The organism is Lentzea sp. CC55, assembly GCF_021056325.1.
GTDB classification, from domain to species: Bacteria; Actinomycetota; Actinomycetes; order Mycobacteriales; family Pseudonocardiaceae; genus Lentzea; species Lentzea jiangxiensis.
The window spans coordinates 331,579-347,737 of the sequence record NZ_JAJCXE010000022.1 but is presented as its reverse complement, the minus strand read 5'-3'; the positions used below and the strand labels follow the sequence as shown (position 1 = coordinate 347,737).

16 protein-coding genes are annotated in these 16,159 nt (G+C 69.5%); 11 read left to right on the top strand and 5 right to left on the bottom strand.

Features of this window, described 5'->3' with window-relative positions; genetic code table 11:
• Entirely contained in the window at positions 1-1,395 is a 1,395-nt protein-coding gene (locus tag L6E10_RS17470; protein ID WP_236220558.1) for an APC family permease, read from the top strand.
• A gap of 4 nt (positions 1,396-1,399) precedes the next feature.
• Here L6E10_RS17470 and L6E10_RS17465 read toward each other — a convergent pair whose 3' ends face one another.
• Positions 1,400-2,116: an AAA family ATPase gene (locus L6E10_RS17465; RefSeq protein ID WP_236220557.1), complete on the bottom strand. Its 717-nt coding sequence runs from the start codon at positions 2,114-2,116 to the stop codon at positions 1,400-1,402.
• A complete protein-coding gene (locus L6E10_RS17460; RefSeq protein WP_236220556.1) occupies positions 2,113-2,889 on the bottom strand; it encodes an MBL fold metallo-hydrolase in 777 nt (258 codons plus the stop codon). The genes L6E10_RS17465 and L6E10_RS17460 overlap by 4 nt, the downstream gene beginning before the upstream one ends.
• Positions 2,890-2,927: 38 nt before the next feature.
• Between L6E10_RS17460 and L6E10_RS17455 the strand changes: the two genes are divergently transcribed.
• Together L6E10_RS17455 and L6E10_RS17450 are read left to right on the top strand one after the other, a co-directional pair.
• Entirely contained in the window at positions 2,928-3,818 is an 891-nt protein-coding gene (locus L6E10_RS17455) for an aldose 1-epimerase family protein (protein WP_236220555.1), read from the top strand.
• 432 nt (positions 3,819-4,250) lie between these two features.
• Complete coding sequence (locus L6E10_RS17450; RefSeq protein WP_236220554.1) at positions 4,251-5,462, top strand: amidohydrolase; 1,212 nt, start codon at positions 4,251-4,253, stop codon at positions 5,460-5,462.
• Here L6E10_RS17450 and L6E10_RS17445 read toward each other — a convergent pair whose 3' ends face one another.
• Positions 5,463-6,602 (bottom strand): acyl-CoA dehydrogenase family protein, encoded by a 1,140-nt coding sequence (locus tag L6E10_RS17445; protein WP_236220553.1) that lies wholly within the window; start codon positions 6,600-6,602, stop codon positions 5,463-5,465.
• 84 nt (positions 6,603-6,686) lie between these two features.
• On the opposite strand from L6E10_RS17445, the gene L6E10_RS17440 reads away from it, so the two are divergent.
• From L6E10_RS17440 to L6E10_RS17420, 5 genes are all read left to right on the top strand, one after another.
• On the top strand, positions 6,687-7,277 hold the full coding sequence (locus tag L6E10_RS17440; protein ID WP_236220552.1) for a TetR/AcrR family transcriptional regulator: 591 nt from the start codon (positions 6,687-6,689) through the stop codon (positions 7,275-7,277).
• A gap of 6 nt (positions 7,278-7,283) precedes the next feature.
• The gene (locus L6E10_RS17435; RefSeq protein ID WP_236220551.1) at positions 7,284-8,216 is read left to right on the top strand and encodes a PfkB family carbohydrate kinase; all 933 of its coding nucleotides are present in this window, start codon (positions 7,284-7,286) and stop codon (positions 8,214-8,216) included.
• A 225-nt stretch (positions 8,217-8,441) separates the two neighbouring features.
• On the top strand, positions 8,442-9,755 hold the full coding sequence (locus tag L6E10_RS17430; RefSeq protein WP_090097361.1) for a citrate synthase: 1,314 nt from the start codon (positions 8,442-8,444) through the stop codon (positions 9,753-9,755).
• A gap of 75 nt (positions 9,756-9,830) precedes the next feature.
• Positions 9,831-10,130 (top strand): hypothetical protein, encoded by a 300-nt coding sequence (locus L6E10_RS17425; protein ID WP_236220550.1) that lies wholly within the window; start codon positions 9,831-9,833, stop codon positions 10,128-10,130.
• 27 nt (positions 10,131-10,157) lie between these two features.
• On the top strand, positions 10,158-11,384 hold the full coding sequence (locus L6E10_RS17420) for a deoxyribodipyrimidine photo-lyase (protein ID WP_374237085.1): 1,227 nt from the start codon (positions 10,158-10,160) through the stop codon (positions 11,382-11,384).
• On the opposite strand, the gene L6E10_RS17415 is transcribed toward L6E10_RS17420, so the two are convergent.
• Positions 11,374-12,555 (bottom strand): ABC transporter permease, encoded by a 1,182-nt coding sequence (locus L6E10_RS17415; protein WP_236220548.1) that lies wholly within the window; start codon positions 12,553-12,555, stop codon positions 11,374-11,376. The two genes, L6E10_RS17420 and L6E10_RS17415, sit on opposite strands and share 11 nt — an antisense overlap.
• Positions 12,552-13,460 (bottom strand): ABC transporter ATP-binding protein, encoded by a 909-nt coding sequence (locus tag L6E10_RS17410; protein ID WP_236220547.1) that lies wholly within the window; start codon positions 13,458-13,460, stop codon positions 12,552-12,554. Before L6E10_RS17410 ends, L6E10_RS17415 begins: the two co-directional genes overlap by 4 nt.
• A gap of 129 nt (positions 13,461-13,589) precedes the next feature.
• On the opposite strand from L6E10_RS17410, the gene L6E10_RS17405 reads away from it, so the two are divergent.
• Genes L6E10_RS17405 through L6E10_RS17395 form a run of 3 tightly spaced genes read left to right on the top strand, consistent with a single transcriptional unit; the run spans position 13,590 to position 16,118 of the window.
• Complete coding sequence (locus L6E10_RS17405) at positions 13,590-14,042, top strand: YbaB/EbfC family nucleoid-associated protein (protein ID WP_090097732.1); 453 nt, start codon at positions 13,590-13,592, stop codon at positions 14,040-14,042.
• 22 nt (positions 14,043-14,064) lie between these two features.
• Positions 14,065-14,373 (top strand): hypothetical protein, encoded by a 309-nt coding sequence (locus L6E10_RS17400; protein WP_236220546.1) that lies wholly within the window; start codon positions 14,065-14,067, stop codon positions 14,371-14,373.
• Positions 14,370-16,118: a WXG100 family type VII secretion target gene (locus tag L6E10_RS17395; RefSeq protein WP_236220545.1), complete on the top strand. Its 1,749-nt coding sequence runs from the start codon at positions 14,370-14,372 to the stop codon at positions 16,116-16,118. Before L6E10_RS17400 ends, L6E10_RS17395 begins: the two co-directional genes overlap by 4 nt.
• Positions 16,119-16,159: the final 41 nt, after the last annotated feature.

The window sequence follows — 16,159 nt, the reverse complement described above, 5'->3', positions numbered from 1 at the left end:
ATGGCTGAAGCGACTCCGCGAACGGAGCAACCAGAGCTGCACCGGGCGATCGGTCCGAAGCTGCTGCTGTTCTTCGTCGTCGGCGACATCCTCGGTACCGGCATCTACGCCCTCACCGGCAACGTGGCCGGCAAGATCGGCGGCGCTCTCTGGCTGCCCTTCCTGCTCGCGTTCGTGGTGGCGTTCCTGACCGCGTTCAGCTACCTCGAACTGGTCGGCAAGTACCCGAAGGCCGCCGGCGCGGCGCTCTACACGAACAGGGCGTTCGGGATCCACTTCCTGACGTTCATGGTCGCGTTCGCCGTCATGTGCTCCGGCATCACGTCGGCGTCGTCGGCGGCTCTCGCGTTCGGCCGCACGTACCTGAGGCAGCTGCTCGTCGAGTTCTTCGACGTCGCGCTCAGCCCGGAGTCGCTGGTCATCACGGGCATCGCGATCGTCTTCATCGCCGGTCTCGCCCTGATCAACTTCCGCGGCGTGTCCGAGTCGGTCAAGACGAACGTGGTGCTGACCTGCATCGAGCTGTCCGGCCTGGTGATCATCATCCTGATCGGCGTCTGGGCCGTCCTGAACGGCGACGGCGAGCCCGGCAGGCTCACCGAGATCAACGTGCCGTCGGACGGCAGCGTGGTGCTCGCGGTCACCTCGGCCACGGCGCTCGCGTTCTTCGCGATGGTCGGCTTCGAGGACTCGGTGAACATGGCCGAGGAGTGCAAGAGCCCGGCCAAGATCTTCCCGCGCGCCATGCTGTGGGGCATGGGCATCGCCGCCCTGATCTACGTCCTGGTCGCGATCACGTCGTCGCTGCTGATCCCGTCCGACGAGCTCGGCAAGGCGGGCAGCAGCGCGTTGCTGAAGGTCGTCACCGTCGGTGCGCCCGGCTTCCCGTTGTGGATCTTCGCGTTGATCGGTCTGCTGGCGGTCATCAACTCGGCGCTGATCAACATGCTGATGGCGTCGAGGTTGTTGTACGGCATGGCGAACGAGAAGATCATCCCGAAGTTCTTCGGCACCGTGCACCCGTTCCGCCGCACGCCGTGGATCTCGATCGTCTTCACGACCGGCGTCGCGGTGATCCTGGTGTCGACCGCGGACATCGGCAAGCTCGGCGGCACGACGTCGTTGCTGCTGCTGATCGTGTTCACCATCGTCAACGTCGCCTGCCTCGTGCTGCGCCGCGAGAAGTCGGACCACGAGCACTTCCGCGCGCCGACGTGGGCTCCCGTGCTCGGCGCGATCACGTGCGCGTACCTCGCGATGCCGGTGCTCTCGGGCCGCCCGTGGGGCGACTACGTGATCGCGGGCTGGCTGCTGCTCGCCGGCCTGGTGCTCTGGGGCATCAACCGCGTGCTGCACGGCAAGGTGGAGACGCACCCGGAGAACCTCGGCAAGTAGCCGCTCAGTCCAGCAGGTGCTTCAGGAACCGGTCGGGCCCACCCAGGAAGTTGCGGGTGAGCGCGACCGGTTCCGCCGTGTCGTAGGTGACCTCGTCGATCGTGTCGGTGATCTCCAGGATCGTCGCGCCCGGCGCCGCGAGCAGGATCGGCGAGTGCGTGGCGATGATGAACTGCGACCCTTCCCCGACGAGCTCGTGCATGCGCCTCAGGACCGTGAGGCAGCCTTTGACCGACAGCGCGGCCTCCGGCTCGTCCAGCACGTAGAGGCCCCTGCCGCCGAACCGGTGCGTCATCAGGTCGATGAAGCTCTCGCCGTGCGACCGCTCGTGCAACGACTTCCCGCCGTACGACGCGTGGATCCCCGCGCCGATCCGGTCGATCTCGGTGATGACGTTGTAGAACGACTCCGCCCGCAGGAAGAACCCCGTGCGGGGTTTCCTGGTGCCCCAGCTGAGCGTCAGGTGGTCGCCGAGCGAGGACTCCGTCGCCTTCGTCGCGAAGCGGAACGACTGCGTGCCGCCCTCCGCGTTGAACCCGGCCGCCACCGCGATCGCTTCGACCAGCGTCGACTTGCCCGCGCCGTTGTCGCCGACGAGGAACGTGACCGGCGTCCGGAGGTCGACCGGGTTCTCCACCAGGTGCCGCACGACCGGCAGCGTGAACGGGTAGCGGCGCGTGTCGTGCCGCCCGTCCAGCCGGATCTGGCGGATGAACGTCATGCCAGCCTGGCCAGCTCGACCGGGTCGTGGGCGCAGAACACCTCGACCTCGCCCCGCGCCTTGAGCTCCCTCAGGCGTTCCACATTGGACAGACGCTGCTCGCGGATCGTCTCGGTCTGCCTGGCGGTGAGCTTGAGCGCGAAGATGGTGCTCGGCGGCGTCTCGACCTCGCCGCGGTAGAAGTACGCGTCGCCGGCGTGCAGCATCCAGCCGTCGTCCCCCTTGACCGCGACGCCCGTGTGGCCGCGGGTGTGCCCGATCAGCGGCACGAGCAGGATGTCGTCCGGCAGCCCCGCGACGTCCCGGACGGCCTGGAACCCGAACCAGTCCTCGCCCTCCGCCCTGTGCGTGCGGAAGGTGACGCCTTCCCGTTGCGCCTTCGGGTACCGAGCCCGTTCCTTGACGTTGCGCGGGTTGCTCGCCGCCTCCAGCTCGGAGTCGAGCACGTGCACCGTGGCCTTCGGGAAGTCGCGCAACCCGCCCGCGTGGTCGAGGTCTAGGTGCGTGAGCAGGACGTGCCGGACGTCGTCGGCGGTGTACCCGCGCCGCTCGACCTGGCTGATCGCCGTCTCGTTGATGTCGAGCACCGGCTGGAGCAGCTTGCGGCTCAGCGGGTCGATCGTCGCCTTGGGGTTCGTCATCTCGTTCATGCCGAACCCGGTGTCGACCAGCACGAGCCCTTGGTCGGTCTCGACCAGCAGGCAGTGGGCCACCAGGCCGCCCGCGACCAGGGGTGGCCGGAACGTGGCGCAGTTCAGATGGTGAACCTTCATGGGCGAATCCTTCCGCTGGCCCCGTAGGCTTCAGCCTCATGTTGGGGATCTCGTACGAGGGTGCCACCGCCGTGATCACGACTGTAGGCGCTGGCCTGCGGTCCTTCGAGGTGGACGGCGTCCCGTACGTCGAGACGTTCGGCGCCGACGAGAAACCGCCGATGAGCGCGGGCGCCGTCCTCGTGCCGTGGCCGAACCGGACAGCAGGCGCGTCTTGGGTGCTGGACGGCGTGCGGCAGCAGCTCGAGGTCACCGAGCCGGCCCGGGGAAACGCTGTCCACGGGTTGCTGCGCCGACGTCCTTGGTCCGTGCTGGAGCACACCGGCTCTCTGGTGTCGTTGCGCGCGTTGATCGAGCCTCAGGCCGGATGGCCCGTCGCTCTCGACGTCACGGTGTCCTACGCACTGGATGATCGCGGTCTCACGGTGACGCACGGGGTCACGAACGTCGGGGACGCGGCCACGCCGTTCGGGGTGGGGACGCACCCCTACCCGCGGGCTGGGAACGCTTCCACGGACTCGTGCACCTTGACGCTGGCCGCGACCTCGGTGCTGCCGCTCGACGTCGAGCGGATGGTGCCCTCCGGGCCCGCCGTGCCGGTGGAGGGGACGTCGTTCGACTTCCGCGGCGGGCGGCTGCTCGAAGGCGTCCGGCTGGACACGCCGTTCGGCGGGTGTGAGCCCTCGGAGGACGGGCTGGTCCACCACACCCTGGTCGCCGAGAACGGCGGGGTGGAGATTTGGGCGGATCCGGCGTTCCGGTGGGTTCAGGTCTACACGCCCGATTCCTACCCCGGGCGGGGGCGGGCCGTGGCTGTCGAGCCGATGACGTGCCCGCCGGACGCCCTGAACTCCGGGGTGGACCTGATCTGGGTTTCTCCCGGGGAGTCGTGGGGGGCTCGGTGGGGGATCCGGCCGTTGAGCTCCTGATCTTGTCGGGGTGCTGGGTAGGTTGTGTTGCGAGGGGTCCTGAGGGTGGGGGGACGCCTGCGTCAGCTTGCGGGTTGGCGGGTTTGGCGGCTTTGTGGGTGGTCGCTTTGCGGGCGGCCGGTTGCCTTGCGTTGTTCCCCTGGGGGCTCTGCCCCCAGACCCCCCGGCAATCTGATCGGGGGCCTGCGCTTCGAGCGGGTTGATGGCACGCCTGTTTGTGTTGGGCGGCTGCCGGTTGCGTTGGTGGTTGCGTTGGCGGTGGGGTCCCATCACAAGTCGCACCAGGAGCGGCAGGAGCTGTGGCGCGACTCGTGACGGGACCCCACCGCCGGGAGCGTCTGCTCAGGACGGCTCGCCTTCGGCATCGCGCTCGGTCGGGCGGCTCGCCTTCGGCATAGCGCTCAGCCGCCGCAGTTGTTAGCGTTGCTAACCATGAACATCGCGATCACCGGGGGCTACGTCGTGCCCGTCGACGGCGACCCCGTCGAAGGCGGCACCGTCCTCGTCCAGGACGGGAAGATCGTCGCGGTCGGCGCTGACGTCGACGTTCCGGACGGCGTCGAGGTCGTCGACGCGGGCGGGGCCTGGGTGTTGCCCGGCTTCGTCGAGGCCCACGGGCACATCGGTGTCCACGAGGAGGCCGAGGGGTGGGCCGGGCAGGACACCAACGAGATGACCGATCCCGTCGGGGCCCGGATGCGGGCGCTCGACGCCATCAACCCCGCTGACCTGGGCTTTGCCGACGCGCTCAGTGGTGGTGTCACGACCGCGGTGATCAAGCCCGGGTCGGGCAACCCCATCGGTGGGCAGACGGTCGCGGTGAAGTGCTGGGGGCGGACCGTCGACGAGATGCTCGTCAAGGAGCCCGTCAGCGTGAAGAGCGCGCTCGGCGAGAACCCGAAGCGGGTCTACGGCGACAAGGGGAAGCTGCCCGCCACGCGGCAGGGGGTGGCGGCGGTCATCCGCGACGAGTTGACCAAAGCGCAGGACTACCTCGCCAAGAAGGCCGAGGCGGAGGCGGACGGGAAGCCGTTCGACCGCAACACCACGCTCGAGGTCCTCGGCAAGGTGCTCACCGGTGAGCTGGCGTGGTGCCAGCACGCGCACCGGGCCGACGACATCGCCACGGCGATCCGCCTGTCCGAGGAGTTCGGGTACCGGCTGATCCTCAACCACGGCACCGAAGGCCACCTGATCGCGGACGTCATCGCGGACAAGCGGATTCCGGTCATCATCGGGCCGCTGTTCACGTCGCGGTCCAAAGTGGAGCTGCGCAACCGCGGGCTGCGCAACCCCGGAATCCTGGCGCGGGCCGGGGTGGAGCTGGCGATCACGACGGACCACCCCGTCGTGCCCATCCACTTCCTGGTGCACCAGGCCACGCTGGCGGTGAAGGAAGGGCTCGACAGCGACGTGGCGTTGCGGTCGATCACGACGAACCCCGCGCGGATCATGGGGCTCCACGACCGGGTCGGGTCGTTGAAGCCGGGGCTCGACGGTGACGTCGTCATCTGGTCGGGGGACCCGCTCGACGTGATGAGCCGGGCCCTGCGCGTGTTCGTGCAGGGGCGCGAGGTCTACACGTGGGACGAGAGCAAGGGGGAAGGGGTCGTCGCCGACCCCTTCTACCGCGAGCGCGGCTAGCTAGCGCAGGCCGCGGCCGATCACGAGGCGCTGGATCTGGTTGGTGCCCTCGAAGATCTGCAGGACCTTGGCCTCGCGCATGTAGCGCTCCACCGGGAAGTCGCGGGTGTAGCCGGCGCCGCCGAGCACCTGGACGGCGTCGGTCGTCACCTTCATCGCCGCGTCGGTGGCGACGAGCTTGGCGATCGACGCCTGCTGGCGGAACGGGAGCCCGCGGTCGCGGCGGCGGGCGGCCTGCAGGTACGTGGCGCGCGCCGACTCGACGGCCGCGGCCATGTCGGCCAGGAGGAACTCGAGGCCCTGGAACTCGATGATCGGGCGGCCGAACTGGGTGCGGGTCTTGGCGTACGCGACCGCTTCGTCCAACGCCGCCTGCGCGAGACCCACGGCGCACGCCGCGATGCCGAGGCGGCCGGAGTCCAAAGCGGACAGTGCGATCTTGAGGCCGTCGCCCTCCTGGCCGATCAGGCGGTCGGCATCGAAGTGCACGTCGGCGAACTCGAGCTGGGCGGTGATGGAGCCGGTGAGGCCCATCTTCCGCTCGGGGGTCAGCGCGGTGAGGCCCCGGGTCTCGCCGGGTGCGAGGAAGCAGGAGATGCCGCGGCCCGCGTCGGGGGACGTGCGGGCCATCAGGGTGTAGAAGTCGGCGGCGCCGGCGTGCGTGATCCACGCCTTGGTGCCGTTCACGACGTACTCGGAGCCCTTGCGGACCGCGCGGGTCGCCATGGCGGCCGGGTCGGAGCCCGCCTGGACCTCGGACAGCGCGTAGCCGCCGAGCAGTTCGCCCTCGAGCATCTCGGGGAGCCAGCGGTCCTGCTGCTCGCGGGTGCCGAACGTGGCGAGGCCGTAGCACGACATCACGTGCACCGAGAGGCCCACGGCGACCGTCATCCACGCCGAGGCGACCTCTTCGAGCGCCTGCAGGTACACCTCGTAGGGCTGTTCGCCGCCACCGAACTCCTCGGGGTACGGCAGGCCGAGCAGACCCGTCCTGCCCAGCAGGCGGAACGCGTCGCGGGGGAACTTCTCGTTCTCCTCGGCGTCCGCGGCGTGGGGCTTGAGCTCGTCCCGCGCGATCTCCCTGACCAGCGCGATCAGGTCCTCGGCCTCTTGCGTGGGGAGCAGCCGCTCGGCGGGCATCGTCGACCTCCGGTGGTGTACTGGTAGCAGTACTCTAGTGCGTTGTGCAGTACACCGGCCAGCGGATGTGGCAGGGTCCTCACCATGACGCGGGCTCTCACGCAGCGGCAGGCCGAGCTGCTCACCCGGTTGGAGGCGCTGTTCCTCACCGAGGGCTTCGGACATCTCACGCTCGACGACGTCGCGGGCAGGCTGCACTGCTCCAAGTCGACGCTGTACGCGCTCGCCGGCAGCAAGGAACAGCTGGCCGTGCGGGTGGTCGGGCGGTACTTCAAGGGGGCGGCCGAGCGCATCGAGAAGCGCATCGCGGGCCTCGACGACGTGCGCGAACGCATCGGCAGCTACCTCGCGGGCGCGGCGGAGGAGCTGACGAAGGCCTCGGCGGCGTTCATCGCGGACGTCTCCGACTTCCCGCCCACGCGCGCCACCTACGAGCGCAACGCCCGTGCCGCCGCCGAGCGCATCAAGGCGTTCATCCAGGAGGGCGTCGAGCTGCACGTGTTCCGCGAGGTGCACGCGACGCTGTTCGCCGAGATGGCCGGGCTGCTCATCGAGGGCATCCAGACGGGAGTCCTCACGAAACGGGCAGGTGTTTCGGACGCCGAGGCGTTCACCGCGCTGGGGGAACTGCTGTTGGATGGGCTCCAGAGGACGGGCGCTTCCCCGAAGGAGTAGAACGCTGTGATCGTGGTTGCTGGTGAGTCGCTGGTCGACATGGTGCCGGTCGGGGACGACGAGCTGGCGCCGCTCGCGCCGAAGCTCGGTGGCGGGCCGTACAACGTGGCCGTCGCGCTCGGGCGGCTCGGCGTGCCCGCGGCCTTCCTGTCGCGCATCTCGACCGACCACTTCGGCGGGCAGCTCGTGAAGCGGCTCCAGGAGTCGAACGTCGAGACGTCTCTCGTCCAGCGCGGGCCGGAGAACACGACGCTCGCGGTCGTGGGGCTCGCGGAGGACGGGAGCGCGCGCTACTCGTTCTACGTCGAGGGCACCGCCGACCGCCTCGTGGAGGACCCGGGACCGCTGCCGGCGGACGCGAAGGCGGTGTCGTTCGGCACCCTCAGCCTCGTCCTGGAACCCGGCGCCTCGGTCTACGAGAAGGTGCTGCGGCGCGAGAGCAAGCGCTTGCTGACCGCGCTCGACCCCAACATCCGGGCAGGGCTCATCGCCGATCCGGGCGCCTACCGCGAGCGCTTCACGTCCTGGCTACCGGACGTCGGACTGCTGAAGGCCTCCGTCGAGGACGCCCGGTGGCTCGCCGAGGACGGCGACGTGATCGAGATCGCAAGGACGTGGATTTCACAGGGACCGGCCGCGGTCGTCCTGACCAAGGGCGGTGACGGCCTGTCCGTCATCACCGCCACCGACCAGGTCGACGTGCCGCCGGTGGAGGTGGACGTCGTCGACACGATCGGGGCGGGCGACACGGTGCAAGGTGCCCTGCTCGCGTGGCTGCACGACCACGACGCCCTCGACGTCGAGAAGGTGCGCGCGCTCTCACGTGAGGAATGGACGGCCGCATTGACCTACGCGGGCGCCGCGGCCGCGATCACATGTTCCCGCGCGGGCGCCGAACCGCCCTTTGCGAGCGAACTCACCGCCGCGTTGGCTGGATAAAGCGGAGGATCGGACTACCGTGGGGGAGCCGCGCTAGAAACCGGCATTGCGGATGTGATGCCGGTCCCATCTCACAGAATCGGTTCACACCGCTGCTGCGAGGCGGGCCTTCCGCCGACTAGCGTGAGTGGACTTGAAGACTCAGATCCCAACGGGGTGGTCCGAGACGACGGCAGGCCCAGCGTGGTCTGCCGCCACCCCGTCCGAGCGTTGAGAGGGACTTGAATGCCCGACGCGACGACTGCGCCGAACGACCCACAGACCGTCGCGCTGCGCCACGAGGGCGGAGAGCTCGAGATGAAGGTGGTGCGGGCGTCCGAAGGCGCGTCCGGCATCGATCTCGGCAAGCTGCTGTCGACCACCGGCCTGGTAACCCTGGACACCGGTTTCGTCAACACGGCCTCCTGCTCCTCCGAGATCACCTACATCGACGGTGACGCCGGAATTCTGCGTTACCGCGGGTACCCGATCGAGCAGTTGGCCGCGCGTTCGAACTTCATCGAGGTCAGCTACCTCCTGATCTACGGCGAGCTGCCGACCGCCGCCCAGCTCGAGGACTTCTCGCAGAAGATCAGCAGGCACACCCTGCTGCACGAGGACCTCAAGCGCTTCTTCGACGGCTTCCCGCGCGACGCGCACCCGATGCCGGTGCTGTCGTCCGCGGTCTCCGCGCTGTCGACCTTCTACCAGGACTCGCTGTCGCCGTTCGACGCGAACCAGGTGGAGATCTCCACGATCCGCCTGCTGGCCAAGCTGCCGACGATCGCGGCCTACGCCTACAAGAAGTCGGTCGGCCAGCCGTTCCTCTACCCGGACAACTCCCTCGGCCTGGTGGAGAACTTCCTGCGCATGACCTTCGGCTTCCCGGCCGAGGCCTACGACCTCGACCCGGACCTGGTCCGCGCGCTCGACCTGCTGTTCATCCTGCACGCCGACCACGAGCAGAACTGCTCCACGTCGACCGTGCGCCTGGTCGGCTCCTCCGAGGCGAACCTCTTCGCGTCCATCTCCGCGGGCATCAACGCCCTGTTCGGCCCGCTGCACGGCGGCGCGAACAGCGCGGTGCTGGAGATGCTCGAGAAGATCAAGGCCGACGGCGGCGACGTGAAGTCGTTCGTCAACAAGGTCAAGAACAAGGAGGACGGCGTCCGCCTGATGGGCTTCGGCCACCGGGTCTACAAGAACTACGACCCGCGCGCCGCGATCATCAAGAAGACGGCCGACGAGATCCTCGGCAAGCTCGGCGCCGACGACCAGCTGCTCGACATCGCGAAGCAGCTCGAAGAAGCCGCCCTGAGCGACGACTACTTCATCTCCCGCAAGCTCTACCCGAACGTGGACTTCTACACGGGTCTGATCTACCGGGCGATGGGCTTCCCGACGAAGTTCTTCACCGTGCTGTTCGCGCTCGGCCGGCTCCCCGGCTGGATCGCGCACTGGCGCGAGATGATCAACGACCCGGCCACGAAGATCGGCCGTCCGCGGCAGATCTACACCGGCCCGACGGAGCGCGACTTCGTCGCGATGGAAAACCGCTGATCACGGGTTAGGTTTTTCGTAAGCTGAGGGCGCGTCACCCCACGGGTGACGCGCCTTCGGCGTGTTGGGGGAGCTGTGGCCGAAACGTTGGAAGGGCTGTACGCGGCGCACCTGGAGCGGTTGTTCCCGTCCCGCCTGCGATCGGTGGACGTGGCGGACGTTTGCTTCGTGCAGCTGGACGCGGACATCGCGGCCTGCGCGCAGGCGGTCCTCCGGAGCGGGAGCCTCGGCCCGAGGCGGGCCGCGGTACTCGCGCGCCGCCGCGCGGATCTGGAACTGGTGCTGCCGTTGCTCGCCGAGCCGCACGAGATCGCCTACACGATCGGGTTGCAGGACCTGGCCGCTCGTTGTGCGGCCTCGTCGGCCTCGCCTTAGCGTCGAACGGTGAGTTCCGAACCCTCGATCGTCTGGTTTCGCCGCGATCTGCGGACATCCGATCATCCGGCCATTCTCGCGGCCGCGGAAAGGTCTCCCCGCGCGCTCGGACTGTTCGTTCTCGACGACCGGTTGCTGAAACCGTCGGGGCAGGCGCGAATTGAATTCCTGCACCGTTGTCTGCACGCCCTGAACGACGAACTGGGTGGTCGCCTGATGGTCGTGCACGGCGACCCGGTGACGACTGTTCCGCGCATTGCGCGGGAGATCGACGCGGGCAGTGTCCACATCTCCGCGGATTACGCGCCGTACGGACGCAAGCGCGACGAGGCCGTCGAGGAGGCGCTGGGGGACGTCGAGCTCGTCCGCACCGGCTCGCCCTACGCCGTGGCGCCGGGCCGGGTGCTCAAGCAGGACGGGACCCCGTTCAAGGTCTTCACGCCGTTCCGCGGCGCCTGGCTGGAGCACGGCTGGCGCGAACCCGCGGACAGCGGCTCCTCCACTGTGGACTGGATGGAGCCGCACGGCGGTCAGGAGATCCCTGACGTCGAGGAGGAGCTGCCCGACGCCTTGGCGCTCTGGGAGAAGTTCCGCGACGAACGGCTGGCGGACTACGACAAGACCCGCGACCGGCCCGACCTCGACGCGACGAGCCGGATGTCCGCGTTCCTGCGGTGGGGCGTGCTGCACCCCCGCACGCTCCTGCGGGACTGCGACGGGACGTTCCGCAGCGAGCTCGCCTGGCGCGAGTTCTACGCCGACGTGCTGTGGCACAGGCCGGAGACGGCGCGGGAGAACTACGACCGCAAGTTCGACCGCATGGTGCACGACGACGACAAGGAGCTGTTCGAGGCCTGGAAGGAGGGCCGCACCGGGTTCCCGATCGTGGACGCGGGCATGCGGCAGCTCAAGCAGGAGGGCTTCATGCACAACCGGGTGCGCATGATCACGGCCAGCTTCCTGGTCAAGGACCTGCACCTGCCGTGGTGGTGGGGCGCGCGGCACTTCATGGAGCACCTGGTCGACGGCGACCTCGCCTCGAACCAGCACAACTGGCAGTGGGTGGCGGGCTGCGGCACGGACGCGGCGCCGTTCTTCCGCGTCTTCAACCCCACGACGCAGGCCAAGAAGTTCGACCCGGAAGGCGCCTACGTGCGCAGGTACGCCCCCGACTCGCCGGACATCACGCCGATCGTGGACCACGCGGTCGAACGCCGGGTGGCGCTCGACCGCTACCAGGCGATCAGAGCCTGAGCGCCTCGCGGAGCTTGACGCGGGCGCCGGTCCTGAGCACGGCGTTCGCGTAGACCTTCCCGCCCAGCCACGTGATCGCCGCGATGGCGGCCAGGGCGAGCACCACGGCCAGCAGGACCTGCCAGGCCGGTGCGACGCCCAGCGCCATCCGGCCGGGCATCAGGATCGGGGCGAACGGCGGCAGCAGCGACAGGACCGTCACCGCCGACCCGGTCGGGCTGCCGATCATGAGGTTGATGCCGGCGACGAACGCCACGATGATCGTCATGCTGATCGGCGTCAGCACGGACTGCAGCTCCTCCTGCCGCGACACCAGCGACGCGGCGGCCGCGAACACGGTGGCGTACAGGAAGAAGCCGAGCAGGTACCAGAGGACGCCGGTCAGCAGGGCGGCGCCGCCGAGCGAGCCGACGTCCACGACGTCGAACGCCGAGGACAGCCCGAGGCCGATGGTGGAGATCACCAGCAGCTGCAGCAGGCCGACCGCGCCGAGCCCGATCACCTTGCCCAGCAACAACTGCCACGGCCGCACGGTCGCGAGCAGGATCTCCACGACCCGGCTGGACTTCTCCTCCACCACGCCCTGCGCGACCATCGTCCCGTAGACCAGCAACGAGTAGTACAGCAGCGCGGCCACGACCAACCCGATGGCGAGGCGCTGACCGTGTTGCGGGTCAACGGGTTCCAGCGCCGTCACGGCGACCTTGACGTTCGCCAGGTCCTGCGCGACCTGCTGCGGGGTGATGCCCGCCTCGGCCAGTTGCGCGACGAGCACCTGCTGGCGCAGCACGTCGTTCAGCACCGCCGTCAGCACGTCGTCGCCGGAGCCCTTGACGATCATCTTCAGCTCCGGCGGCGCACCTGTGACGAGGGCGTCCAGCTTGCCGTCGCGGACCTGCTGCTCGGCGTCGCCCGCGGGCGTGACGTCGCGCGTCTCGACCTCGATGCCGAACGACATCGCCTTGTCCCGCAACGGGTCCGCGAGCTGGGTGGCCTGACCGGACAGGCCGATCACGCTGCGCTGCTGGTCGTCGAAGAGCACCGACTGCAGCACCACGTACCCGGCGAGCACGGCGATGATCACCGCTGTGCCGATCAGGAACGACTCGGTGCGCACCTTCGTGACGAACTCGCGCTTCGCCACCAGCGAGACCGCTCGGGCCGACGTCATGCGCTCCTGCCCTCGGTGGTCACGACGTTGCGGAAGAGCTCGGTCAGCGAGGGCCGCTGCCGCGAGAACTCGTGCACCGGACCGGCCGCCAACGCCGCGTGCAGCACCGTCTGGTCGTCCACGCCGTCGGCGAGCTCGAGCACGCACCGCGTCTCGTCCTTCTCGATCACCCGCACGCCGTCCAGGGTGTCAGCCCAGCCGGTGGTCGGCGACTCCACGACGAGGCGCGGCACCCCGCCCGACCGGAGCTCGTCCACCGTGCCGCTCGCGACCATCGAGCCCTCGCTGACGATGCCGACGCGGTCGCACAGCCGTTCCACGAGGTCGAGCTGGTGGCTCGAGAACACCACGGGCACACCGGCGGACGCCTTCTCGCGCAGCACCTGGCTCATCACGTCGACCGCGACCGGGTCGAGGCCCGAGAACGGCTCGTCGAGCACCAGCACGTCCGGTTCGTGCACCAGCGCGGCGGCGAGCTGCACGCGCTGCTGGTTGCCGAGGCTCAGGCGCTGCACCTCGTCCGAGCGGCGGTCGCGCAGGCCGAGGCGCGCGATCCAGTTCTCCGCGCTCGTGTGGGCCTCGTTGGTGCCCATGCCGTGCAGCTCCGCGAGGTAGACCAGCTGGTCGAGCACCTTCATCCGCGGGTAGAGGCCGCGCTCCTCCGGCATGTAACCGATGCGGCGCCGCGTGTCGAGGTCGACTGTTCTGCCGTTCCACCGCACCTCGCCGGAGTCGGCCGCGAGCACGCCCAGCGCGATGCGCATGGTCGTGGTCTTCCCGGCGCCGTTGCTGCCGACGAACCCGAAGAGTTCGCCCCCGCGCACGTCGAAGGACATGTCCCGCAGGGCGACGACCTCCCCGTAGCGCTTGGAGACCGCGTCGATCTCCAGCACTCCCTCAGGCACGGTGAACCCCTTCGTTAGCCCGGATGGCGGTAATCGGACGGAAAGTATCGGTGAGCAGGGAACGGGTGAAACGATACGGGCGTCTACGGCGAATCGAACGAACGACCAATTCACTCAACGGGGGTGACCATGCAGCCCATTGACCCGGACCAGTGGCTCGCGCAGTACGGGGCCAAGATCGAGCAGGCGAAGCAGAACGCCGAGCAGGCCCGCGACCAGCTCGGAGGTGTGGGCGGGAGCGCCAGCTCGCCCGACGGCCTGATCACGGTGACGGTCAACGCGACGGGCGTGCTGACCGGCCTGCAGATCAAGCCCGAGGCCCGCGGCATGGACCCCTCCGAGATCGCCTCCGCCGTGCTCACGGCCTCCGCGAAGGCCCAGCGCGACGCCTCCGGGCGTGTGGTGCAGATCATGACGGACTTCGTCGGTGACAGCCCCGCTCTCGAGTTCGTGAAGGCCCAGATGCCGAACGGCTACAAGGGCGATGGAACCGACGAGGAAGAACCGAAGTCGGAGTTGGAGCGCAAGGACACGCGGCCCGACGACGAGTACTTCACGAACCCGCCCGACGTCATGGCCTGAGTGCAGGAGGAGGGGGTAAGGCATGCAGCAGCAGTTCAACATCGACCTGGACGAGCTCAGAACTCACGCGGCGAACGTGAACAAGCTCATGGAGCGGATGCGCAAGGCCACCGAGACGTGTGATCCGGGGGCTCTCACGACCGAGGCCTTCGGCGTCTTCCTCGGGTTCCTGGCCCAGAACGTCCTGCAGCAGGCCGGCCTGTCGCAGGACGGGCTCGGCAAGGCGGCGAACTCGCTGATGGACATGAGCGCCGGTCTCCGCGAGACCATCGAGCAGTACGAGCAGGTCGACCTCGACAACATGTTCGGTTTCAAGGGAGGCCGGGGATGACCGCGCCAGCGTCGCAGTCGCAGGCCAAGGGCACCGACCCCCAGCAGCTGATCACCAGCATCTCCACCACCTACTCCGCCATCGAGCGGGGGGACTGGGTCAACGCGGGCCTCGGCATCGCGAACACGGCGATGGGCATCGTCGGCATGTCCGCGAACCCGCTGAGCGGCTTCCTGTCCGCCGGGTTCAGCTGGGCCATCCAGCACGTCGACTTCCTGCGCGAGCCGTTCGACGTCCTGCTCGGCAGCCCCGAGTCCATCTCGCGGATGGCCGAGTCGTTCCGCTCCGCGGGCAAGCAGGTCCACGGCATCGCGACCGAGTACGAGAAGATCTGCGTCTCGCAGACCCGCGAGTGGCAGGGCCGGGCGGCCGACGGCTACCGCACCGCCGCCAAGAAGCACGCGGGCGGCCTCGAGACCCTCGCCAAGTCCGTCGACGGCATCGCCGGCGCGGTCGAGGGCGCGGGCCAGCTCGTCGGCACCGTCCGCAAGATGATCATGGACCTGATCAGCCAGGCCGTCTCGGACATGGTCATGAAGATCATCCAGTGGCTGGCGGCCTCCTTCCTCACCTTCGGCGCGGCCATCGCGGGCGCGATCTCGGACATCGTGACCACCGCGGTCAACTACGCGAAGAAGCTCGCCGACTTCCTGCAGAAGCTCGTCGGCTCCGTGCAGAAGCTGATGAACCTGATCAAGTCGGTCACGCAGATCGCCAAGGTCGCCGAGCAGGTCATCGACGCCATCTCCTCGATGGCGCAGAGGAGCGGTGGCGGCGGCGCCGGTGGCATCACCCGGCAGACGCAGGGCGGCTTCGACGGCATCCGCGCCGACCAGCAGGACCGCGCGTCCGCCGGTGCGGGCGGGACGTACACGAGCGGCGCCGGCGGCGGTGCCGGCGGCGGCGGTCTCGGCCAGTCGGGTGCGGGCCCCCAGGTCACGCCCTTCCAGCCGGTGCCGGGCAACGCCTCGGGCGGTCCGTCCGGCTGGAGCTCGGGCGTCGGCACCGGTCCCGCGGTGACGCCGTACCAGCCCATCCCCGGCCAGCACGGCGGCACCGGTGGACGGCCGCAGACCGGCTCCGGCGGCCAGATCAGCCACGGCGGGTACACCCCTCCGCCCGGCTACGGCACGGGTTCCGGCTCCGGCACGGGCACGGGCTCCGGCTCCGGCACGGGCACGGGTTCCGGCTCCGGCTCCGGCGGAGGTCGCTGGGTCCCCGGTCACTGGGAGCCCGACACGACCACGACGGCCGGGGGCAACACGGGCGTCAAGCCGCCCTCGATCGGTGTCATGCCCACGACGCCGAACACCGACTGGTACCGCCCGGCCACCCCTGACCACGCCGCGACGGCCGCGTCCGGCGGCGGTGCGGGTGGCGGCGGTGGCGGTGGCATCCCGAAGGGCGGCATGGGCGGCGGCGGTGGCGGCGGCATCCCCGCCGGCATGGGCGGCGGCCCCGCCGGTGGCGGTGGTGCCGGCGGCACCTCGGCCACGCAGTTCGGCGGCGCGGCCGGTGTCATGCCCGCGGCCAGCGGCAGCCCGGCGCCCGCGGCGGGCGCGCCCGGCGCCGGCGGTGGCGGGAAGGGTGCCGGCGGTGGCATGGGCGGCATGATGGGTGGTGCTCCCATGGCCGGTGCCGGTGGCCAGCAGGGCGGCGGCAGCGAGCACAAGCGGAAGGTGCGGATCGAGGGCGAGGCCCTGGTCGACCCGCCCAAGGCCGCGAAGCCGGTCATCGGCGAGTGATCCTGCGATCCTTGCGCTGAGAACGGGGCGTCCCTCGCGGG